At 32.5% G+C, this 21,087-nt stretch carries 23 protein-coding genes; 10 read left to right on the top strand and 13 right to left on the bottom strand.

Annotation, left to right across the window (positions count from 1 at the left end):
- Positions 1-6 precede the first annotated feature (6 nt).
- The 4 genes from Q0807_RS12415 to Q0807_RS12400 all read left to right on the top strand — a co-directional run bounded on the left by Q0807_RS12415 (position 7) and on the right by Q0807_RS12400 (position 4,268).
- Positions 7-3,201 (top strand): efflux RND transporter permease subunit, encoded by a 3,195-nt coding sequence (locus Q0807_RS12415; RefSeq protein ID WP_299110348.1) that lies wholly within the window; start codon positions 7-9, stop codon positions 3,199-3,201.
- 106 nt (positions 3,202-3,307) lie between these two features.
- Positions 3,308-3,613, top strand: a complete 306-nt coding sequence (locus tag Q0807_RS12410; RefSeq protein ID WP_115817682.1) for a hypothetical protein — start codon at positions 3,308-3,310, stop codon at positions 3,611-3,613.
- 18 nt (positions 3,614-3,631) lie between these two features.
- On the top strand, positions 3,632-3,841 hold the full coding sequence (locus Q0807_RS12405) for a DUF2892 domain-containing protein (RefSeq protein WP_299110345.1): 210 nt from the start codon (positions 3,632-3,634) through the stop codon (positions 3,839-3,841).
- A gap of 64 nt (positions 3,842-3,905) precedes the next feature.
- On the top strand, positions 3,906-4,268 hold the full coding sequence (locus Q0807_RS12400; RefSeq protein WP_299110344.1) for a DUF4870 domain-containing protein: 363 nt from the start codon (positions 3,906-3,908) through the stop codon (positions 4,266-4,268).
- Between the two features lie 184 nt (positions 4,269-4,452).
- On the opposite strand, the gene dnaN is transcribed toward Q0807_RS12400, so the two are convergent.
- From dnaN to Q0807_RS12370, 6 genes are all read right to left on the bottom strand, one after another.
- Entirely contained in the window at positions 4,453-5,571 is a 1,119-nt protein-coding gene (dnaN, locus tag Q0807_RS12395; RefSeq protein WP_299110343.1) for a DNA polymerase III subunit beta, read from the bottom strand.
- A gap of 130 nt (positions 5,572-5,701) precedes the next feature.
- A complete protein-coding gene (gene gldG / locus Q0807_RS12390; RefSeq protein ID WP_299110341.1) occupies positions 5,702-7,372 on the bottom strand; it encodes a gliding motility-associated ABC transporter substrate-binding protein GldG in 1,671 nt (556 codons plus the stop codon).
- Complete coding sequence (locus tag Q0807_RS12385; RefSeq protein ID WP_299110339.1) at positions 7,359-7,856, bottom strand: hypothetical protein; 498 nt, start codon at positions 7,854-7,856, stop codon at positions 7,359-7,361. The genes gldG and Q0807_RS12385 overlap by 14 nt, the downstream gene beginning before the upstream one ends.
- Position 7,857: 1 nt before the next feature.
- A complete protein-coding gene (gene gldF, locus Q0807_RS12380; RefSeq protein WP_299110337.1) occupies positions 7,858-8,580 on the bottom strand; it encodes a gliding motility-associated ABC transporter permease subunit GldF in 723 nt (240 codons plus the stop codon).
- 331 nt (positions 8,581-8,911) lie between these two features.
- Positions 8,912-9,208, bottom strand: a complete 297-nt coding sequence (locus Q0807_RS12375) for a putative quinol monooxygenase (RefSeq protein WP_299110335.1) — start codon at positions 9,206-9,208, stop codon at positions 8,912-8,914.
- Positions 9,209-9,272: 64 nt separating this feature from the next.
- Positions 9,273-10,127, bottom strand: a complete 855-nt coding sequence (locus Q0807_RS12370) for an S-adenosyl-l-methionine hydroxide adenosyltransferase family protein (RefSeq protein WP_299110333.1) — start codon at positions 10,125-10,127, stop codon at positions 9,273-9,275.
- A 153-nt stretch (positions 10,128-10,280) separates the two neighbouring features.
- Between Q0807_RS12370 and Q0807_RS12365 the strand changes: the two genes are divergently transcribed.
- Both Q0807_RS12365 and Q0807_RS12360 read left to right on the top strand, forming a co-directional pair.
- Complete coding sequence (locus Q0807_RS12365; protein ID WP_299110331.1) at positions 10,281-11,234, top strand: PhoH family protein; 954 nt, start codon at positions 10,281-10,283, stop codon at positions 11,232-11,234.
- Positions 11,235-11,399: 165 nt separating this feature from the next.
- Positions 11,400-12,347, top strand: coding sequence for a phosphoribosylaminoimidazolesuccinocarboxamide synthase (locus tag Q0807_RS12360; protein ID WP_299110329.1), 948 nt, complete (start codon positions 11,400-11,402; stop codon positions 12,345-12,347).
- 230 nt (positions 12,348-12,577) lie between these two features.
- On the opposite strand, the gene Q0807_RS12355 is transcribed toward Q0807_RS12360, so the two are convergent.
- The 5 genes from Q0807_RS12355 to Q0807_RS12335 form a co-directional block, all read right to left on the bottom strand.
- Complete coding sequence (locus Q0807_RS12355) at positions 12,578-13,102, bottom strand: DinB family protein (protein WP_299110327.1); 525 nt, start codon at positions 13,100-13,102, stop codon at positions 12,578-12,580.
- Between the two features lie 85 nt (positions 13,103-13,187).
- A complete protein-coding gene (locus tag Q0807_RS12350; RefSeq protein WP_299110325.1) occupies positions 13,188-13,946 on the bottom strand; it encodes a DUF6048 family protein in 759 nt (252 codons plus the stop codon).
- Positions 13,912-14,529, bottom strand: coding sequence for a DUF6452 family protein (locus Q0807_RS12345; protein WP_299110323.1), 618 nt, complete (start codon positions 14,527-14,529; stop codon positions 13,912-13,914). Before Q0807_RS12345 ends, Q0807_RS12350 begins: the two co-directional genes overlap by 35 nt.
- Positions 14,530-15,984, bottom strand: coding sequence for a 23S rRNA (uracil(1939)-C(5))-methyltransferase RlmD (rlmD, locus tag Q0807_RS12340; protein WP_299110321.1), 1,455 nt, complete (start codon positions 15,982-15,984; stop codon positions 14,530-14,532).
- Between the two features lie 144 nt (positions 15,985-16,128).
- Entirely contained in the window at positions 16,129-17,295 is a 1,167-nt protein-coding gene (locus tag Q0807_RS12335; protein ID WP_299110319.1) for a mechanosensitive ion channel, read from the bottom strand.
- Positions 17,296-17,462: 167 nt separating this feature from the next.
- On the opposite strand from Q0807_RS12335, the gene Q0807_RS12330 reads away from it, so the two are divergent.
- The 4 genes from Q0807_RS12330 to rocD all read left to right on the top strand — a co-directional run bounded on the left by Q0807_RS12330 (position 17,463) and on the right by rocD (position 20,319).
- Positions 17,463-17,969, top strand: a complete 507-nt coding sequence (locus Q0807_RS12330) for a hypothetical protein (protein WP_299110317.1) — start codon at positions 17,463-17,465, stop codon at positions 17,967-17,969.
- Entirely contained in the window at positions 17,970-18,521 is a 552-nt protein-coding gene (locus tag Q0807_RS12325) for an RNA polymerase sigma factor (RefSeq protein WP_299110315.1), read from the top strand.
- Positions 18,511-18,897 carry a DUF6768 family protein gene (locus tag Q0807_RS12320; protein WP_299110312.1) on the top strand — a complete coding sequence of 129 codons (387 nt, stop codon included), beginning with the start codon at positions 18,511-18,513 and terminating at the stop codon, positions 18,895-18,897. The genes Q0807_RS12325 and Q0807_RS12320 overlap by 11 nt, the downstream gene beginning before the upstream one ends.
- Before the next feature lie 141 nt (positions 18,898-19,038).
- On the top strand, positions 19,039-20,319 hold the full coding sequence (gene rocD, locus Q0807_RS12315; RefSeq protein WP_115817663.1) for an ornithine--oxo-acid transaminase: 1,281 nt from the start codon (positions 19,039-19,041) through the stop codon (positions 20,317-20,319).
- A gap of 79 nt (positions 20,320-20,398) precedes the next feature.
- Here the strand turns inward: rocD and Q0807_RS12310 are convergent, their stop codons facing one another.
- Positions 20,399-20,746 carry a CCC motif membrane protein gene (locus Q0807_RS12310; RefSeq protein ID WP_299110311.1) on the bottom strand — a complete coding sequence of 116 codons (348 nt, stop codon included), beginning with the start codon at positions 20,744-20,746 and terminating at the stop codon, positions 20,399-20,401.
- A gap of 2 nt (positions 20,747-20,748) precedes the next feature.
- Positions 20,749-21,054 (bottom strand): DUF2752 domain-containing protein, encoded by a 306-nt coding sequence (locus tag Q0807_RS12305; protein ID WP_299110310.1) that lies wholly within the window; start codon positions 21,052-21,054, stop codon positions 20,749-20,751.
- Positions 21,055-21,087: the final 33 nt, after the last annotated feature.

Raw genomic sequence — 21,087 nt, 5'->3', positions numbered from 1 at the left:
ATTATTATGAAAGAAGGAATCGCAGGTAAAATCGCCAAAGTATTTATGCAATCGAAGCTTACAGTGCTTTTGATGATTGTATTTATGGTGGTTGGTGTATATAGTTCGTTTTTAATTCCGCGTGAAGAAGAACCACAAATCGACGTGCCTATGGCAGACATTTTTGTGGGTTATCCTGGCGCAAGTCCTACGGAAGTAGAATCGCGTGTCATTAAACCTTTAGAGCAATTAATATCGAATATTAAAGGTGTAGAATATGTGTATTCAACGTCCATGAAGGAACAAGGAATGGTGATTGTTCAGTTTTATGTAGGTGAAGATATTGAGCGTTCGTTTGTAAAAATGTACAACGAAATCAATAAGCACATGGACCAAATGCCAGCTGGTGTGACGTTTCCATTGGTGAAAACACGTGCTATTGATGATGTACCTATGTTGGGTTTAACCTTGTGGAGTGAGAATTATGACGATTACCAGTTAAACCAAATGGCTCAAGAATTAGAGGCTGAAATTAAAAAGGTAAATGACGTAGCTATTACACACAAAATTGGAGGAAGAGACCGTCAGTTACGTGTGGTATTAGATAAGGATAAATTGGCAGCGAGCGGATTAGATTTCTTGTCAGTTTCCGAAATGATTAAGGCCAACAACAGTCAATTAAGTGCTGGAAGTTTTGATAAAAGTGACACTGAATTTTTGGTAAATACAGGTAAATTCTTAGCATCTGTAACAGATGTCGAAAACTTAGTAGTTGGTGTGCAACAGAATCAACCGATTTATTTAAAGCAAGTCGCTAAGATTATTGATGGTCCAGAAGTACCTCAAAATTATGTGAGTTTAGGTTTTGGAAAAGGAAGTGAAGCATCTGCTGATTATAAGTCAGAATATCCTGCAGTTACCATTTCTGTTGCCAAACGAAAAGGTGCAGATGCCATGAAAATCGCGGAAGTGATTATAGACAAGGTAGACCATTTACGTAGCACGTTAATTCCAGATGATGTTTATGTAGAAATTACAAGAAACTACGGAGAAACAGCGTCTCATAAAGTGTCAGAATTACTATTACACCTTATCGGTTCTATCTTTGCAGTAACCATTGTTGTAATGTTAGCCATGGGTTGGCGAGGTGGATTGGTTGTATTTTTATCAGTACCAATTACGTTTGCGTTAACGTTGTTGAGTTATTATATGATGGATTACACGCTAAACCGAATCACGTTATTCGCATTAGTATTTGTAACAGGAATTGTCGTCGATGATTCCATTATTATTGCCGAAAACATGCACAGGCATTTTAAAATGAAACGCTTGCCATTTAAACAAGCTGCTTTATATGCTATTAACGAAGTTGGTAACCCAACGATTTTAGCAACCTTTACTGTAATAGCTTCAGTTTTACCAATGGCTTTTGTGTCTGGATTAATGGGACCATACATGGCACCAATGCCAATTGGAGCATCTATTGCTATGATTTTATCCTTATTTGTTGCTTTAACAATTACACCATATTTAGGGTATATTTTCTTGAGAGAAAAAGACAAGAAAGGAGCAGAAGAGAAGCCTGAAAAAGCGGTTGAAGACACACTTATTTATAGAATTTACAACAAGTTTGAAAGACCACTTTTAGAAAGTAAAGGCAAGCGTTGGTTGTTTTTATTAGGAACTTTTGCAGTATTAATGGGAACCATGGTTCTGTTTTTTACCAATTCGGTAGCAGTAAAAATGTTGCCTTTTGATAACAAGAATGAGTTTCAAGTCGTAATTGATATGCCAGAAGGCACCACCCTAGAACGTACTGGTGTTGTCGCTCAAGAGATTTCACAATACTTGTCAAACAGACCAGAAGTCGTTAATTATCAAAACTATGTTGGGACGTCTGCGCCAATTACATTTAATGGTTTAGTGCGTCACTATGATTTGCGTGGTGGAAGTAATATGGCAGATATTCAAGTGAATTTATTAGCCAAAGAAGACCGTTCAGCACAGAGTCATGATATCGCCAAATTAATGCGTCCAGATATTCAGAAAATTGCAGCGAAATATAATGCCAATGTGAAGTTGGTTGAAGTGCCACCAGGACCACCAGTTTTATCTACTATTGTTGCTGAAATTTATGGACCTGATTATGAAGAACAAATTAAAGTTGCAAACCACGTTCAAGATATCTTAAAGAACACAGCCGATGTGGTTGATATTGATTGGATGGTTGAAGACGACCAAATTGAATATCAATTTGACATCAACAAAGAGAAAGCCATGTTGTATGGAGTGGCACCACAGCAAATTGCATACACTATGAATATGGCTTTATCTAATAGAGCGATTACTAATTTGTACGATGAAGATGCTGTTAACCAAATTGGTTTGGTGTTAGCTTTAGATGAAAAAGAGAAATCTACTATTTCCGATATTTCACAATTGAAGGTAAAATCGAAACAAGGTAACATGGTACCAATTTCGGATTTGGTTGATATATCTCAAAATACTGCTGCAAAAAGCATTTACCACAAAAATCAAAAACGTGTGGTTTATGTGATGGCAGATATGGCTGGAGACTTAGAAAGTCCTGCTTATGCTATTCTTGGAATGGAAGAAAAATTGAAAGAAATTCCATTGCCACAAGGCTTTGAGATTAATGAAATGTATTTAGGTCAACCAGAGTTTGAAGATAACTATACTGTGAAATGGGATGGTGAATGGCAAATTACTTTAGAAGTTTTTAGAGATTTAGGTATTGCCTTTTTAGGAGCTATTATTTTGATTTATATATTAATAGTAGGATGGTTTCAAAACTTTAAAGCACCAATTGTTATGATGGTTGCAATTCCATTATCCTTAATCGGAATTATTCTGGGACATTGGCTCATGGGAGCATTCTTTACAGCAACTTCTTTTATTGGAATGATTGCTTTAGCAGGAATCATGGTAAGAAACTCAGTATTACTGATTGACTTTATCAACTTAAGAACAGCAGAAGGTATACCACTAAAACAAGCTGCTATTGAAGCTGGAGCTGTGAGAACCACACCAATTTTATTAACAGCAGGAACAGTTGTCATTGGAGCCTTTGTGATTTTATTTGACCCAATTTTCCAAGGATTAGCAATCTCATTAATGGGCGGAACTATTGTGTCAACAGTATTAACATTGTTGGTTGTACCATTAGTGTATTATATGATAGAGAAGAAGAATTATAAGTAAGTCGAGTTTTTCCTGCAAGGTTTCTAAAACCTTATAGGTATGAAAGATTGAAAACTAAACCTACAAGGTTGGTAAAACCTTGCAGGTTGTATAAAAATAGAAACAAATGAAATTAGTCATAGTTACAGCAGTAGAACAGTATCAAAAAGAAGTTTTGAAACTTTTTAAAAAGGCAGATATAGAAAACTTTAGTAGTTCTGAAATTGATGGACATAAAAATAGTTCGTCTTTATTAATGGCTTCTAATTGGTTTCCTGCAGAAAAAGGAGGAAACGAATCTAGCATGTTCTTTTCGTTTACAGATGAGGAACATATAGATTCTTTATTCAAAGCCATAAAAGAATTTAATGAAAATTTAGAAACTAACAATCCTATAAAAGCGATTGTAGTTCCTATTGAAAAATTTATATAAACTTAAAAATTAATTAAAATGTTAAATACATATTTTAGAGTCATCGTTGGTGTTATGGTCTTATTAAGCGTAGTGCTTTCGGTTTACGTAAGTCCTAATTGGATGTGGTTTACCGTATTTATTGGTGTTAACTTAATTCAGTCTGCTTTTACGAAATGGTGCTTGTTAGAAACTATTTTAGTGAAGCTAGGTGTTAAGAAAGAGGGTGGAAGTTGTTCTTCTTGTTAATTTTATGTTATAGAATGTAACAAATTAAATCTGTTTGCGTCCTATTAGTGTAAAATCATCAATTATGGAATCAAATTATCACACGCTTAAACGCACAGACAATCAATTATTAGTAATCACACATTTATCTCAATTACTAACATACGCCACTGTTTTTGGTGGAATAATAGCACCATTAATTCTATGGGCAACACAGAAAGAACAAGTTGAAGGTATGGATGCGCATGGAAAAGCTATTTTAAACTTTCAAATAAGTCTTGTTGTTTATTCATTAGTAAGTATTCCTTTAATATTTGCTCTTGGATTGGGTATTTTAATTTTAATATTAGTTGCAATTTTAGCATTTGTAATGCCAATTGTAAACGCTATAAAAGCTAGTAATGGAGAATTACCTAGCTATCCATTGTCTATTAATTTTGTTAGTTAGTTATTAAAAGAAGTGGAATTGAAAAGGCTCACCAATTGGTGAGCTTTTTTTTATTACTGCGAAGACAGGAATCTTATAAGTTATATTATTTATAAAACAAAAAAACACACTCATGTGAAATAAGTGTGTTTAATATTATTAGTATTTTATCGATGATGAGATTCCTACCTTCGAAGGAATTAGTTTATGAATTCAACATCACTGGCATAACAAGCATTGTTACATGCTCACCTTCATCTAAACCATCAATAGGTGTTAAGATACCTGCTCTGTTTGGTAAGCTCATTTCTAACTGTACGTTGTCTGAACCTAAATTATTAATCATTTCCGTTAAGAAACGTGAGTTAAAACCAATTTGCATATCGTCACCTTGGTAATCACACGTTAAACGTTCTTCAGCTTTGTTAGAGTAATCTATATCTTCAGCAGAGATATTTAATTCTGCACCAGCGATTTTTAAACGAATTTGGTGAGTCGTTTTGTTAGAGAAAATACTAACACGACGCACAGAGTTTAAAAATTGTGTTCTGTCAATTACTAATTTATTTGGATTCTCTTTAGGAATTACCGCTTCGTAATTAGGATATTTTCCATCAATTAAACGACAAATTAATACTGAGTTTTCAAAAGTAAACTTTGCATTAGATTCGTTGTATTCTACTAGAACATCATCATCACTTCCAGATAAAATTCCTTTTAAAAGATTTAAGGGTTTTTTAGGCATAATGAATTCTGCCGTTTCAGTTGCACTCACATCGTTTCTTGTATATTTTACCAATTTGTGAGCGTCGGTAGCTACAAAGGTTAAATTATCTTGAGAAAACTGAAAGAATACACCACTCATTACAGGTCTTAAATCATCGTTACCAGCAGCAAATATAGTTTTACTAATGGCGGTAGCTAAGATATCTCCCATGATAGTAGTTGTGCTAGCGTCTTCAATAGAAACTGCATTTGGAAATTCTGCACCATCAGCATAAGCTAAAGCATATTTACCATGATTAGAGCTAATTTCTACCGTGTTATTTTCTTCAACAACAAACGTTAAGGGCTGCTCAGGGAATGTCTTTAGAGTGTCTAAAAGTAAACGTGCCGGTAAAGCAATGCTACCTTCAGAATCACTTTCAACATCAATAGTCGCTGACATTGTAGTTTCTAAATCACTAGCCGAAATGGTTAGTTTTGATTGGCTAAGTTCAAATAAGAAATTATCTAAAATCGGAAGTGTATTACTGTTATTAATAACGCCTCCTAATACTTGAAGTTGTTTTAATAAATACGTGCTTGAAACAATGAATTTCATACTAAATATATGTGTTTAATACTTTTGGTTCGTCTTACAAATATATCTTAATAGAAGGGTTTTATAAAACAAACTTATTAACAAAATAGGCCTAAGAATACACAATTCGTAACTAATCTATGTCAGAATTTTAAGATGCGTATTTACGTTTTCTAAAATAGTTAAAAATAAAACCAAACAAACCTAAAAGTATGAGTGGCAACGCAATATTAATAAACTGCCAAGTACCTTTGCTTTCCTTTACTCTATCTGCATCTAAAAATGCTACTGTAATTTCTTTGGCTCTTATGTTTATAAGTCCCGTGTCGTCCAATAAGTAATTCACCGTATTAAGAAGAAATTCCTTGTTGCCAAAAGATTTTCCTGTGAGTTGATCAAAACCTAATTCAAGAGGTCTATTTTTTATGACTTCGTTTTTAACTACGTTACCATCAGAAATGACAACCATTTTAGTCGCAGTACTTTTAGACTTAAAATTTTTTACTTTAAAAGGCAATACACGTTTGTCGTAAACCGATGAGAATTCACCTTCTAATAAAACAGCTAAATTTTGAGAACCTAAATTATAACTTTCTTCATCTGGTGCTTGTGTTACATTATCTAAAGAAATAGTTTTTGGTGCACCTTCGGTTTTAGATTTAGGTGAACTCTGTAATAAAATAGATTTTTTAATACTGTTTTTTAATGTATCAATAGGACTCGCAAAATCAAATTTTACCAAGTTTAAATTCTTTGTAATAGGATGATTTGGATTTGAAGCTGCTAATGGTGAATATTGCCATTGAATAGGTTGCATTTGCGCCTGACTGCCTTCGCCAATAGATAGCATAATAGGAGCAGAGTAGAGGTCTTTTACTAACGTAGGATTTACGCGAACACCATACTTAAAGAAAAAATCGTTTAACTTTAAATCGCGCATAATTGAAACGCCAGTTCCTGTGGAATTATACAAACTGTCTTTATCCATGATTACAGACTCTGTAAGCCAAAGGCTTTTTCCTCCATTCATAGTGTATTGATCCAGAACCAATTTTTCATTTTCAGTAAAAGCAATACTTGGTTTTGCAGAAACTATTAAATCATATTGTTTTAAGTTATCTAAAGTCCCTTGCGGATTTGTAGCCACACTATCTAAAGTGAATTGTGCTAAATTATAATAAGGCTTTATGGTTTTTAGAAAATCGGCAATGTAAATATCATCTAACTGACCATTACCTTTTAAAATTGCGATCTTTTTTTCTTTTGCCTTAACGAGTTTACTAAATCCATCAGCAAATGCATATTCTAAAGATTGAACCGAATTATTTATTTGTTCTGGCAGCTCAAGAGTAATGCTTCGTTTTAAAAGCGGAATTTTTAAGGTTTGGTCTTTGTAACTCGCAAAAGCCCAAGGAAAAATAATGTCTTGTGTTACTTTACCAGTACTATTATCTGTGTTTATATAAGGTTCTAAACCAGCACTCGTTAACTCTTCAATATACTGTTGGCGTGTAGCTTCATCTTTTACTGGGTCAATATAATTAACGAATATTTGATTAGATTCTAATTGAAATTCATCTACAATTTGTTTTACCTCTGTTTGAAGTAATCTAAATTCTGAAGGAAAATCACCTTCTAAAAACACATCAATAACTAAAGGTGAATCTAAATCGCTAATCAATGATTTTGAAACATCAGAAAGTGTATAACGATGGTCTTTTGTTAAATCGAATCGTTGATAGACTGAACTTGATATTGCATTTACAATAACAAGTCCAACAATAATTGTGATAATATATAGTAAAGATTTATTTTTTTTCATTCTCGAAGGTTATTTCTTCCTGATAAGGTTTTATGGCAATTACTTTATCATCTTTAAACGTAATTTCAACACATTCTTTTTGGTCATTAAAAGCACCAGGCTCTATTCCTGTAGCATAATTCCATTTATCATTATCATGTGCTTTTCTTTCATCATCCCAAGTAAGCCATTCAGCAGCTCCTAAAAGTGTTGTGATCTTTTCTTTTGAAGCTCCAATTAACGTGTCAGACTTAATAGTATAGTCAATCATTTCGTAGCGAAAAGCTGGTTTTTCTATCCAAGCTTCACTATCAAAGTACTTTTGATGATGGTAATTACTTATGATGTTTAAAAACGGATAAAACATGAAGAAAAACACAAAAGGCGTCAGAACTAAGCTTATTAATGCAGTTAGCCATTTACGTTTGTCTACTGTATTTAAAAATAAAAATAACAGTACAAAAACAACAATCAAGAATATGATTAATAAAGGTGTAACTATCATTTTATTGTTTTTGAATTCTAAGTTTTGTGAATAATAAGAATGCTAACGCAATACTAATAAAATAGACTAAATCTCTAGTGTCAATAACGCCACGACTCATACTGTTGTAATGTGCAGACATTCCAAGATTTTCCATATAAACAAGGTTGTTAAAAAGGTTGTAGTTAGATAACCCTTCAAACCCAAAATAGAAAAAGAAGCAGATAAAAACAGCAATTATAAAGGCTACAATTTGATTATCTGATAGTGTTGAAGCGAAAACACCTATTGCAGTGTATGCACCAACTAAAAATAATAAGCCAAAATAAGAACCAATGGTACTTCCCATATCTAGATTACCTTCCGGATTTCCTAATTGAGAAACGGTATAGACATATAATAAGGTTGGAATCAAAGCCATTAAAATCAATACAAAAGCACCAAAGTATTTGCCTAAAACTATCTGAAAATGTGATATAGGTTTGGTAACTAACAACTCTAACGTTCCTTGTTTTTTCTCATCGCTAAAACTACGCATAGTTACAGCTGGTACAAGGAAAATAAGAATCCAAGGTGCTAATAAGAAGAAGGATGATAAGCTGGCTAAACCATTATCTAAAATATTGAATTCGCCTTTAAAAACCCACAGAAATAAGCCGTTGAGTAATAAAAATACACCAATAACCAAATAGCCAATTGGTGAGGCGAAGAAGGTGTTTATTTCTTTTTTAAGTATTGCTAACATTGATTAAATCACTAATTAATAAGAACAAATATAGTAGCTATTATGTGCATTACGAATAACCACTTCATATATTTTGGTTTATTGTAATAAATGATACCGTAAATTGGTATTTGAATTAAAGCTAAAATGTAAACGAAAATGTTTAAATCTTTCAAATTACTTAAAGCGAGATAAGCATAAGGAAAAATTATTTTGGAAGGAATCGTAGTTCCATGTCCAGCTCCAATTGTAATAATACTAATGAGACTAAAACCGACTGTAAGTATAGTTATCGTAGCTGATTTAATGAAATTTTTATTACGTTTTGATAAGCTCTTGTCCATAAAAACAATCATTCCAAACTCGCCAATTTCTCTACACTCCAGGCTTCAGGTTTTCCGTTAAATAACGGTTTTGTTTTTGCCCAAACAGCTTTAAATAACTCAGAATGTCTATAATTATTTAAATCGTCTTCAGAATTCCAGTAACTATAAGTGAAAAAAATATTAGTGTTATTCTGATCTCTATATAATTCTAAAAACTGGCAACCATCAAAATTGCGAATTTTTTCTTTAACCGTTTCAAAATTAGTTAAGAATTCTTCAATTTTAGCAGGTTCAAAACTCAGTTTTACAATTCTTACTAACATAGTTTTAAGTTCTTACTGATATCTTTAAAATTATTAAATCTGTTTTATTCTATTAAAATCGAGCCTAATTAGGATACGTAGACTTTGTATTTATAAAATTAATAGTTACCGTATCCATGTTTTTTAATCCCATTAAAGTAGAAGCTCCTCCTACAGTTGTGCAATTACTTTTATAAACTGAAATTTCAATAAAACCAGAAGAATTAAAAACAACTAAACCAGTACCTTCAATATTTCGTTTAGATTCCTCAATTTCAAAATTTACGATATCACTATATTTATTATGAATTTTTTCAAATTTATGATTTCTAGCAAAAACTTGAAAAGCTCTACCTTTTTGAAAATTCTCAAAAAATCGTCGCTTAATATTTGTCACCACATTTCCGTAATTATCAATATAAATTACGCTACCGATAATTTGGTTTTGCTCATCGTTAACAAAAGGCACTAAATTTTTAATAGGCTTAATTGTGTTAATAACTTTTCCGATGACATCTAACGTACCACCTCTTGCAATATGGCAAGCCACTTTTACAAAAATATCTAGAACAGGGAAACTCGTCTCAACTCTATCATGTATATTAATCTCCACAATTTTTTCTGGTGCAATTTCAGAGCAAATCATACTCATAATACCATTGTTGGCACATATAAAGTAATGGTCGTCTAGTTTAACTGCAATATGCTTGTTTTCAGGGCTTAACTCAGAGTCAATACCAATTAAATGAATCGTTCCTTTGGGGAAACTACTATACGCATTCTGAATAATATATGCCGCCTCACAAATATTAAAAGGCGAAATAGAATGCGATATATCTACAATATTTATCTCCTCAAGTTCGCTGAAAATAGCGCCTTTTGTAGCACCAACAAAGTGGTCTTTTTCTCCAAAATCAGTCGTTAAAGTGATTATAGCCATGGATTGATTGTTGATATTTTTTTAAGAATTATGATTGTAAAATTATTAGCTTTGTGTGTATACACATGTTGCACAAAATTAAGAAAAGAAAACAGATTAACAGACCAAATGAATTTTAATGTTTACTTGGTGTAATTAAAAAAAATCACGCTTTTGAACGAACTTATCCTAGAACTCGAAGAAATTACTCCAAAAGAATTCTTCGGTGCGCAAAATGCAAATATTGAACTACTTAAAAAGTATTTCCCAAAACTTAAAATTGTAGCCAGAGGCAATAAGATTAAAGCCTATGGTGACGAAGATTTACTCGAAGAGTTTGATCGCAGAATGACCATGCTGATTAAACATTTTGCGAAGTATAATAAGTTAGATGAGAATGTTATAGAGCGTGTATTAACAAGCCATAGCAGCGATGATTATAAAACATCTGCTAAAAGTGGTGAAGTAATAGTACATGGTGTTGGCGGAAAACTCATTAAAGCCCAAACTGCAAATCAGCGAAAGTTAGTAGAGAGCATGCGTAAAAACGATATGGTTTTTGCCATAGGACCAGCAGGTACAGGTAAAACCTATGTTGGTGTTGCATTAGCTGTACAAGCCTTAAAAGCTAAAGAAGTTAAGCGTATTATTTTAACTCGACCTGCAGTTGAAGCCGGAGAAAATCTTGGTTTTTTACCAGGAGATTTAAAAGAGAAGTTAGATCCGTATATGCAACCTTTGTATGATGCCTTACGAGATATGATTCCGGCTGAAAAATTAGATAGCTATATCGAAAAAGGGGTTATTCAAATAGCACCTTTGGCCTTTATGCGTGGCCGTACCTTAGATCATGCTTTTGTTATTTTAGACGAAGGGCAGAATACAACGCATGCACAAATGAAGATGTTTTTAACCAGAATGGGTAAAAATGCCAAGTTTATGCTTACAGGCGATCCAGGACAAGTGGATTTACCACGTCGATCTATTTCCGGCTTAAAAGAAGCACTTTTGGTACTTAAAGATGTTGAAGGCATAGGCATGATATACCTAGACGATAAAGATGTAATTCGTCATAAATTAGTAAAGAAAGTCATAGCAGCCTATAAAAATATAGAAAATAGAGATTAATTTTTTTAGGAGCAATTTCCAGCTTTCCGCTATATCTTTTTTTAATTGACTTCTGCTTCGCTCAGTAAATTAAAAAAAGGATGTCGCTTCAATCTGGGCTAGGGCTTAACCATATTGCAATAATTAAAACAAACTAATAGCTAAAACGTAAAAGCTAACAGAGAAATGAATAATACTATAATAGATACCAATTTCAATTTTCCTAATCAAAAAAGTTTATACAAAGGAAAAGTAAGAGCCGTTTATAATATTAATGATGAGCAATTAGTAATGGTAGCAACCGATCGTTTAAGTGCTTTTGATGTGGTGATGCCAAAAGGAATTCCATATAAAGGACAAATCTTAAATCAGATTGCAACCAAAATGATGAAGGAAACTGAAGATATAGTACCAAATTGGTTGGTCGCTACACCAGATCCTAATGTCGCTGTTGGTCATTTATGCGAACCTTTTAAAGTAGAAATGGTAATTAGAGGTTATATGTCTGGCCATGCAGCTCGCGAATATAAAGTAGGCAAACGAATGCTTTGTGGAGTGCCAATGCCAGAAGGAATGAAGGAAAATGATAAATTTCCACATCCTATTATCACACCAGCTACAAAAGCAGAAATGGGTGATCATGATGAAGATATTTCTAGAGAAGATATTATAAAACGTGGTATTGTATCAGAAGAAGATTATTTGGTGTTAGAAGATTACACTAAAAAACTTTTTCAAAGAGGAACAGAAATCGCAGCAGCAAGAGGATTAATTTTAGTAGATACTAAATACGAATTTGGTAAAACTAAAGATGGTAAAATTGTACTTATAGATGAAATTCACACACCAGATTCATCACGTTATTTTTACGCAGACGGTTATCAAGACAGACAAGATAAAGGTGAGTCTCAAAAACAATTATCTAAAGAGTTTGTAAGACAGTGGTTAATTGCCAATGATTTTCAAGGCTTAGAAGGACAGAAAGTTCCTTTTATGAGTGATGAGTATATTGAATCTGTCAGTGAACGTTACATAGAATTATACGAGAATATTACAGGAGATACATTTATAAAAGCTGATGTTAATGATATACAGAGTAGGATAGAAGCTAATGTATTGGAGTATTTGAAGTAATTACATAGTTATCTCGTGCGAAAGAGAGATATTGCATTATTTTGCTAACATTTCTATTGAGTTCCTTTACTATGTGATTTCTCGTCACTCATGCTTCGCTCTGTCGAAATGACGATTTTTAGTTATGTCGAACGCATGTGAGATATCACATTATTTTGCTAACAATACTGTTGAGTTCTTATATTATGAGATTTCTCGTCGCTTGCTTCGCTATGTCGAAATGAAAAGTATTAATAGTTTGCCTTCAAAGTCTCAGTATGATGCTCAACATGATAAGCCGTCCACATAATAATTTCACGTACAGGCATTTTTCCGAGTAATGGATGTGGTAAAACAACTGTATCTAAATTCTTATCACTAATTCTTCTGGTTTTGTATTCTAGTTTCTTTTCTTCGGTTTGCAGTCGGTTTAAAATATATTGTTTGTCTTCAAGAGGTGGGATTTTCATGTTTTGGGATCCTTTAAAGGTTTTACCTTTAACTTCTAATAACCTTTCGTGATAACGTTTTACAATAGCATCATAATCTCTTACTGGTCTATTTGCTTTCCCAAATTTAAATCGCAATAAAAATTTAGGCATACTCAATGCGTTGTTAAGTGGAACGATACTTTGAAGTAAGTGCAATGCTTGTTGACCAGTAGTCCATTTACCTTCAGGACCTAATGTCCAAGAATCATCTGGTTGGTTTTCTAACCAAGTAATTAATTCGGAATGTTTAGTATCAATTAAATCGGCAATAGCATCTTTATCCATATGAAACAATTTGATAAAGAAAAGATAGTTGTTTTTACTGAATAGTTAATGCAATAGATTTTTTTATTTAGCTAGGAGCTACTAATTATTTTTCAACTTCTTTCTCTTGTATGACCACCTTATCCTTTTTGAAAATTGGGACTAAGTAAGATAGGTTAAATCCAAAACCACCACCAAAGGCACTACTATCATAAGTTCTATTATAACCAGGAATATAGAGATTCTCGTAATTATCAATCTCTTTATCAGAAATTAAAATTTTCAATTGAAAATTGATTCCTGCAAAAAAGTTATTGAAAAGTTCTGCTTTTAAGCCTATTTGAAGTTCGGTCCAAAGTGCTGTTAAACCTGTAAATTCTTTACCTTCGGTAACCGAATATGGATCATTCCAATATTGATTGTAAACGTCATAAACCGTATAATTATTCAATGTCTGACTAAATGTACTTGCGCCAATTCTAAAACCTGCATAAATCATGTTTTCCATGTCTAACCAGTTTTTATAGAAATTCATGTCAATGCCGCCTTTAAAATAACTTCCTTTTGTAGTATTATTTATATAATCAGTTTCGAGTGTTTTTTCCTCGTTACCAATTTCTCCAGCAATATAGATGCGTTTGGTAAGTCGGTAATCTCCCATGATTTCAAAACCTGTGTAATCATCGTCAAAATAAGTCCTAGCTAATTTACTTATATCAGCACCAAGTCTAAGGCCATACTTCTGTTTGTAAACTAAGGTGTCGTTTACTGTTTCTTTGTTCTCTTGCGCAAAAGCTATTGTAGAAAACAACAGCAATATTATTACGCTTCTAATGGTAGATGCGTACATGTGTGGTGTTTTCATTTTCTATTGTGCTTTCTATGCTTTCTTCAATAACAATATTAGTAATCCATGGATCATCAATAAGCGATTCCCTTGTTAATCCTAAATCTGTAAAAGTACTTTTATAACCACATGCTCTTGAGACATAAACTAAATCTGTACTATATCTTATTTCTAAGATATCAATGTTTGATCCTCCAGTTTCATCTAATCTCAAATTGGTGTCTTTTTCTAGAATAAAACGTGTTGTAATAAATTCACCAACCGGCACTTCATCTACTTTAAGAGGAAGTGCAATTGTATTGGTATTAATATTAAAAACATAGGAGACGTCGTCATCTATACTATCACTTTCATCATAAACTTCTACAATTCTATCGGATGCTTCTGTTGGCTCTGTAGTAACACCATCTTCGTCAGTGAACATGCCTTCTCCATAAACTGTTAGTCTTGGGACGTTTTTTAAGTCATCTGGCTCATCAGTATCATAGAATTCTATAATTAGACGAGGTGTTGTAGATGTTGTGTAGGAACAAATATCATCACGCTCGCAGTTAATGAGCGCAATTGCAATTAATAGAACTACGAATTTTATGTTTTTCATTTACTTTTTTTCAAATAAAACAACCGTTTCAATATGTGCAGTATGTGGAAATTGGTCAACTAAACTTAGTTTTCTAATTATATAACCAGCTTCCATTAATTGCTCAGTATCTCTAGCTTGTGTTGCCGGATTACAAGATACATAAACCAAACGTTCTGCATTTAGGTTTATTATTTTTTTAAGAGTTTTTGGCGCAATACCAGCTCTTGCAGGATCTAAAATAATGGTTCTTATTTTGTTAGTGTACTCTGGGTGTTCAGTTAAGAATTTACCAACATCTGCGGCATAGAATTTTAGACCTTCAATATTATTACGCTTCGCATTTTCTTTTGCATCTTCAATAGCAGCAGCAACGATATCTACACCAACAATTTTAGTGTTTTCGGCTTTGTTAGCTATGATTTGTCCAATAGTACCTGTTCCACAGAACAAATCTAAAACCACTGTATTATCAACTGCATCTTTATTTTCTAATGCATAATCAACCACTTTTGTGTATAGTTTTTCAGCACACTTAGGGTTGGTTTGAAAAAAGCTTTTCATACTTATTTCAAAATTTAAGCCCAATAATTCTTCAACAATTTTATCATCGCCATATACTAGAGAAATACTTCCTGTTGTAGCAATCGTTCTATCTCCTGTTTCATCGTTAATGGTATGTAGCAAACCAGCAACTCTATCTCCAAATAATTCAACTAAATAATTTGCGAATTTATCTAAGTCAAACTCTGGTAAATCATGAGAGGTTGTTACTAAGTTGAATAGTAATTGATTGGTTTTAAAGGATTTTCTAACTACAAAATATCTAAAGAACCCTTCTCTTTTTGGTGGATGCCAAGGTGCTAATCCGGTTTCTACGCAATAGGCTTTGATATCTTTTAGGCGGTTTTCAAATTCAGCATCAAATAAACCAGAATCTTTTTTAAGATCATCACCACACCACCAAGTACCACGTTTTTTAAATCCTAAAGTGAATTCATCTACATCAGTTTTTAAGTCGTGGTCATAACCAATGGCAGAAAAGCCATATTCCATTTTATTTCTGTAATGAAAGGTGTTAGGAGAGGTTACAAATTCATCAAACTTATCTTCAATATCGGCAACTTTACCAATACGTTTAAATAATTGAAGTGTACTTTCTTTTTTATATTGGTGTTGCTTCTCAATAGGTAAATTAATATAAGGAGCACCAGGAATACTTTGGTAAGGCATGTCAACTTCATCTTCAGATGGTTTTAAAACCTCAAAAAGTTTTCCTTCAGCATATTTTTTGCTACTCTTTTTAATCTGAGTTTTTACCAATTGACCAGGTAGCGTATTTGGAACGAAAACAACAAATTCGCCATGTTCATTTCTTATGCGACCAATACCTTTACCACCAAAAGCATAATCTTCGATTAAAATTTCAATGATTTGTCCGCGTTTTACAAATTTATTCCGTTCTCTTTTTGGCATTTCTTATAATAATTAAGGTGCAAAGATAGGTGCAATTTTGCGAATAGTAAAGTTGAAAATGGAGTGATTAATTCTGAAATTATTATAAATAAAAAACGGCCTAGATTTCTCTAAGCCGCTTTAAATAATTAAGGGTAAAGAAGTTTAGTTCTTATTAAACTTTTCTAAGATTTTTCCCATTTGTTTTCCAGCAGCTTCACGTCCACCTAAACCAAATGATAATACAACTGTAAGGGCAACTGTACCTAATGTTATTCCGAAGGCTAGATTTACAATTTCATCTGCAATTCCCATTGAGCGTAAGCCAATTGCTAAGAATATAGCGATGATGCTAATTTTTACAATAGACACTACAAAAGGATTGTTTTTGCTATTTAAGGCTTTTGTAAATAAGTTAGAAATAATTAAACCAATACCTATAATTACAATACCGAATAAGATTTTACCAGCATAAGCTAAAACAGTATCAATGATTTCTGTTAGTTGTGTGAATTCTAATTTTTCGAAAGCTGTAAGCATTCCAAATACAACTATAAGCGCATAAGCGATATTAGATATTAGTTTAGCTACACTTTTAGTACCAACATATTCACTCATGTTCATTTTAGACACTAAACCATCTATATTAAGACTTTGTAATAATTCTTTTAAAAGTTGCGCTACAAATCTACCAACAAATACAAATATGAGTATGATAAGAGTAGCCACTATGATTCTAGGAATAGCTTCAAAAAACGAGCTCAGCATTGATGTTGCAGGTTCTGATATCGCTTTCATGTCTAAAATATGAAAAGCAGAAATCAGTAATGGTATAAATACGAATATGAAAACTACCTTTTTTAGAATTTTTACTACGTCAAGGTTTTCAGGAAGTTTAAGTTTTGGCGTAAATTTCTTAATGGTGTCACCAGATAATTCTACCAATTCAGAAACTATTGTCGCTAGCATATAACCAATATAGGCTACTAAACCAGCACCTATAATATTAGGAATGTAATTTGTAAATCCATTAAGTAAGTTTTTTATCGGATCGAGGACTTCCGTTAAACCTAGTTTTCCTAGAGCAAGCATAAAAACAAAAATCATGACTAAGAAATATAAAAGCTTACCTACAAAACTAGATAGCTTTAATGAGGAACTTTTTAATTTGTCATCGACACCTGTTTTTTTAATGAGTTTTGTTGTCATTCGTTTAATAAAACCAGCGATAAACCAGCCAATTATAAGAATTAAAATTGCGGCAATAACACCAGAAAGGCTTTCACCAAAGGATGCTGTAAATTTGTCAAATAATTGTGTTAAATAGTTCATGGATAATTTGTTAAAAAGTTAGTTTATATATAATTAAGACACTCACTATTTAAAAAAGACACATAAAAACCTAGAATTCTTTTTAAAAACGATAATCGCAATTAGGTTATCTTTAATTGTTTTTTAAAATAAAATGAACCTTTTCAGAATTCTTTCGTCTTTATAATATGAGAGTAGTAAATATTCATAAACGAAGCATTAATCAACCTAAAGAAAAAGTGGCTCAACTGTTTAAAACATTGGCAACTTCAGAAGATTTAGTTTGGCCGTATGAAAACTGGCCAGCAATAAAATTTAAAGACGGAATACAAGTTGGAAGTAGAGGTGGTCACGGCCAAATTAGGTATACAATTATAGAAATTGTAGAAGATGAATTTATTAAATTTCAATTTTCTAAACCAGATGGTTTTATTGGATTTCATGAGCTTAAAATCCGAGAAATACACAAAAATGAAACCGAAATACGACATGAAATTCATGTCAAAGCCAATTTTAAAGCCTCATTATTATGGGGTTTTGTTATTCGTTGGCTTCATGATGCCTTAATTGAAGATGCTTTTGATAAGGTGGAAAATTATTTCACAACCAATAAAAAAGTGTCAACGTATAATTTGTGGGTAAAGGTATTACGCGAAATTTATAAACGAAAATCAATTCAATCTAAAACGGCTTAATTGAAACCAAACCAAAGTATTGACGAAGCATTAGTTGAAGCTTATAAAAGTGGAGACAAAAAAGCACTGGCAGCTTTGGTTAAACGATGGCACAAATTATTTTGCGATAAAGCCTATTGGTTGGTAAAAGATAAAGACGCAGCAAAGGATATTGCCCAAGATAGCTGGTCGATTATTATTCATAAAATTGAAAGTTTAAAAGACCCAAAACAATTCAAATTTTGGGCATATAGAATAGTGACTAATAAAGCAACGGATTGGTTACGATTACAATCTAAGCATAAGAAACGAAATATTAATTCAGAATTAGAACTAGGCAGTGAAGACCAATTTTATTCAGAAAACACGCTTTTAAAGCAACGTTTATTAAAGGCTATAAACCAATTGCCAGAGGGTCAAAAAATAGTAGTACAACTTTTCTACATTGAATCGTATAGCTTAAAACAGATTAGCGAATTATTACATATATCTATCGGAACAGCTAAATCGCGACTATTCCATGCGAGAGAAAAATTAAAAACAACATTAAAAAATAACGATTATGAAAACTAAAACTGACGACATAGACCAATTAATTAAAGAAACACTAACAGAGGAAGAAGCTAAATTTTACGATGATTTAGAAGAACAAAGCGTATTTGCTATGATTGCTGGTTTATACAAAGGGAAAAATTTGTGGTTTACCATTGTAATGCATATTGTAAATTTAGTGGCACTCGGATTTCTTATATATTGTGTAGTTGAAGCTTTCAAAGCAGAATCAACTAAAGATTTAATACTTTGGGTTTCAGGATTTTTTGTGTGCTTCACAACCATGTGTATGATTAAAATGTACGCTTGGTTACAATTGCATAGAAATGCGCTTCAACGCGAAATGAAACGCTTAGAACTTCAAATTTCTTCATTATCATCAAAAATTTCTGAATGAGACTAAAAACCAAAAGGAATATTTACTAATTTGCAGTTTCTTAGGGATGATTTCTTTCCCACGCTGAATTTTCGGACACTTCGAAAGGATAAAGGTAGATAAGGAATGGATATTTTATTCATTTATTAAATTATTTTTAAAATGGCTGTTTTAGACCAATTAACGTCGCAAGAAGCGATAGATTTAGAAAACAAGTATGGTGCACACAATTACCATCCGCTACCTGTAGTATTGAGTAGAGGAGAAGGTGTCTTTGTTTGGGATGTAGAAGGAAAGAAGTATTACGATTTTCTTTCAGCATATTCTGCAGTAAACCAAGGACATTGTCATCCAAAAATTGTTGGTGCAATGACTGAGCAAGCAAAAACTTTAACCTTAACATCGAGAGCATTTTATAATGACATGTTAGGTAAGTTTGAAAAATATGCTACTGAGACCTTTCATTTCGACAAACTGTTACCAATGAATACAGGAGCTGAAGCTGTAGAAACGGCTTTAAAACTTTGTAGAAAATGGGCTTATGAGGTAAAAGGAATTGATGAGAATGAAGCTGAAATTGTAGTTTGTGAAAATAACTTCCACGGAAGAACAACGACTATTATTTCGTTTAGTAATGACCCTGTTGCTCGTAAAAACTTTGGACCATATACTAATGGTTTTATTAAAATTGAATACGATAATTTAGAAGCTTTAGAGGATACTTTAAAAGCTAATCCTAATGTTGCAGGTTTCTTAGTAGAACCAATTCAAGGTGAAGCAGGCGTTTACGTGCCAAGCGAAGGTTATTTAGCGAAAGCAAAAGCTTTATGTGAAAAATATAATGTTTTATTTATTGCAGACGAAGTACAAACTGGTATTGCAAGAACAGGTCGTTTATTAGCAACTTGTGGTAACTGCAGCTGTGCAGATAAGCATTGTTCTGGTACACCAGAAGTTAAAGCTGATATTTTAATTTTAGGTAAAGCCTTATCTGGAGGAGCATATCCTGTGTCAGCTGTTTTAGCAAATAATGATATTATGGATGTTATTAAACCAGGAAACCACGGAAGTACATTTGGAGGAAATCCTGTTGCTGCTGCAATTGGTATGGCTGCGCTAGAAGTTATAAAAGACGAAGAATTAGCAAATAACGCACAAGAATTAGGGGAATTATTTAGAGCTGAATTATCTAAATTTATTGAAACCAGTTCTATTGTTAATGGTGTAAGAGGAAAAGGCTTATTAAATGCCATTTTAATCAATGACACAGAAGAAAGTGAAACTGCTTGGAATATCTGTATGAAGCTAAGAGATAACGGATTATTAGCAAAACCAACGCATGGTAATATTATCCGTTTTGCACCACCTTTAGTAATGACTAAAGAACAGTTGTTAGATTGTGTGGCTATTATCACAAAAACTTTAAAAGCGTTTGAGAAGTAATATTTATTTAAATTTATAGTATAAAAAAAGCGATTTTCAATTAAGAAAATCGCTTTTTAAGTTTTGTATTTATAACTAATTATTCAGCTGCAGCATCTTGCACACCTTGCTCATAACCTTTCATAAACTCTTCAAATATTAGCATTCTATCTTCAAGACCACCAGTTGATAAGTCGTAAATGTTATATATTAATGTTATTCCACATATAATGGTAACAACCAAAGCCAGTATCTTAGCAGTGCTCATAGCTTTAACACTTGCTGGATCATAATCATCAGGACTTAAACTTGCTTTTTTCAATCCGCTTTGTGCTACAAAAAATGCAGGTGCAGATAGTAATATACCAAGTCCACCAAAGCAGCAGCATAAAAGACCAATAATCGATAAAACGTAAACGATAGCAGGATTTAGTTTTTGTTGTTCCATAGTTAAATTTGTTTTAAATAAAGTTTGATTAGAAAGTTTCCAACGATAATAATAACATTAGATATCGCTAATATAAATATAATTTTATTGCTGTTTTTAAAATTCTTAAAACTGTTTACAATCAGAAATCCAAAAAATCCTATCAAAGTGTAAATGGCAGGATACATAAAAAAGGCATCAATGAGTTTCCCTTCAAAAATTAAAGCAATAGAACGTTGTATGCCACAACCCATACATTCAAAACCTAAAATTTTTTTGTTTAGGCAAGGCAACATGTAATCTTCTATTCCTTTAGCAAATAATAACATGTTGCTAAATTAAGAATTTGCTAAATACTTTAG

The organism is uncultured Winogradskyella sp. (genome assembly GCF_947495255.1).
In the GTDB taxonomy this organism is placed as follows: domain Bacteria; phylum Bacteroidota; class Bacteroidia; order Flavobacteriales; family Flavobacteriaceae; genus Winogradskyella.
This window is presented reverse-complemented; position numbering and strand designations above follow the sequence as displayed.

Bases quoted from the DNA above. Each gene is read 5' to 3' on its own strand.
- Q0807_RS12415 (WP_299110348.1), top strand. From the start codon at position 7: ATGAAAGAAGGAATCGCAGGTAAAATCGCCAAAGTATTTATGCAATCG.
- Q0807_RS12410 (WP_115817682.1), top strand. From the start codon at position 3,308: ATGAAATTAGTCATAGTTACAGCAGTAGAACAGTATCAAAAAGAAGTT.
- Q0807_RS12405 (WP_299110345.1), top strand. From the start codon at position 3,632: ATGTTAAATACATATTTTAGAGTCATCGTTGGTGTTATGGTCTTATTA.
- Q0807_RS12400 (WP_299110344.1), top strand. From the start codon at position 3,906: ATGGAATCAAATTATCACACGCTTAAACGCACAGACAATCAATTATTA.
- dnaN (WP_299110343.1), bottom strand. From the start codon at position 5,571: ATGAAATTCATTGTTTCAAGCACGTATTTATTAAAACAACTTCAAGTA.
- gldG (WP_299110341.1), bottom strand. From the start codon at position 7,372: ATGAAAAAAAATAAATCTTTACTATATATTATCACAATTATTGTTGGA.
- Q0807_RS12385 (WP_299110339.1), bottom strand. From the start codon at position 7,856: ATGATAGTTACACCTTTATTAATCATATTCTTGATTGTTGTTTTTGTA.
- gldF (WP_299110337.1), bottom strand. From the start codon at position 8,580: ATGTTAGCAATACTTAAAAAAGAAATAAACACCTTCTTCGCCTCACCA.
- Q0807_RS12375 (WP_299110335.1), bottom strand. From the start codon at position 9,208: ATGTTAGTAAGAATTGTAAAACTGAGTTTTGAACCTGCTAAAATTGAA.
- Q0807_RS12370 (WP_299110333.1), bottom strand. From the start codon at position 10,127: ATGGCTATAATCACTTTAACGACTGATTTTGGAGAAAAAGACCACTTT.
- Q0807_RS12360 (WP_299110329.1), top strand. From the start codon at position 11,400: ATGAATAATACTATAATAGATACCAATTTCAATTTTCCTAATCAAAAA.
- Q0807_RS12355 (WP_299110327.1), bottom strand. From the start codon at position 13,102: ATGGATAAAGATGCTATTGCCGATTTAATTGATACTAAACATTCCGAA.
- Q0807_RS12350 (WP_299110325.1), bottom strand. From the start codon at position 13,946: ATGAAAACACCACACATGTACGCATCTACCATTAGAAGCGTAATAATA.
- Q0807_RS12345 (WP_299110323.1), bottom strand. From the start codon at position 14,529: ATGAAAAACATAAAATTCGTAGTTCTATTAATTGCAATTGCGCTCATT.
- rlmD (WP_299110321.1), bottom strand. From the start codon at position 15,984: ATGCCAAAAAGAGAACGGAATAAATTTGTAAAACGCGGACAAATCATT.
- Q0807_RS12335 (WP_299110319.1), bottom strand. From the start codon at position 17,295: ATGAACTATTTAACACAATTATTTGACAAATTTACAGCATCCTTTGGT.
- Q0807_RS12330 (WP_299110317.1), top strand. From the start codon at position 17,463: ATGAGAGTAGTAAATATTCATAAACGAAGCATTAATCAACCTAAAGAA.
- Q0807_RS12320 (WP_299110312.1), top strand. From the start codon at position 18,511: ATGAAAACTAAAACTGACGACATAGACCAATTAATTAAAGAAACACTA.
- rocD (WP_115817663.1), top strand. From the start codon at position 19,039: ATGGCTGTTTTAGACCAATTAACGTCGCAAGAAGCGATAGATTTAGAA.
- Q0807_RS12310 (WP_299110311.1), bottom strand. From the start codon at position 20,746: ATGGAACAACAAAAACTAAATCCTGCTATCGTTTACGTTTTATCGATT.
- Q0807_RS12305 (WP_299110310.1), bottom strand. From the start codon at position 21,054: ATGTTATTATTTGCTAAAGGAATAGAAGATTACATGTTGCCTTGCCTA.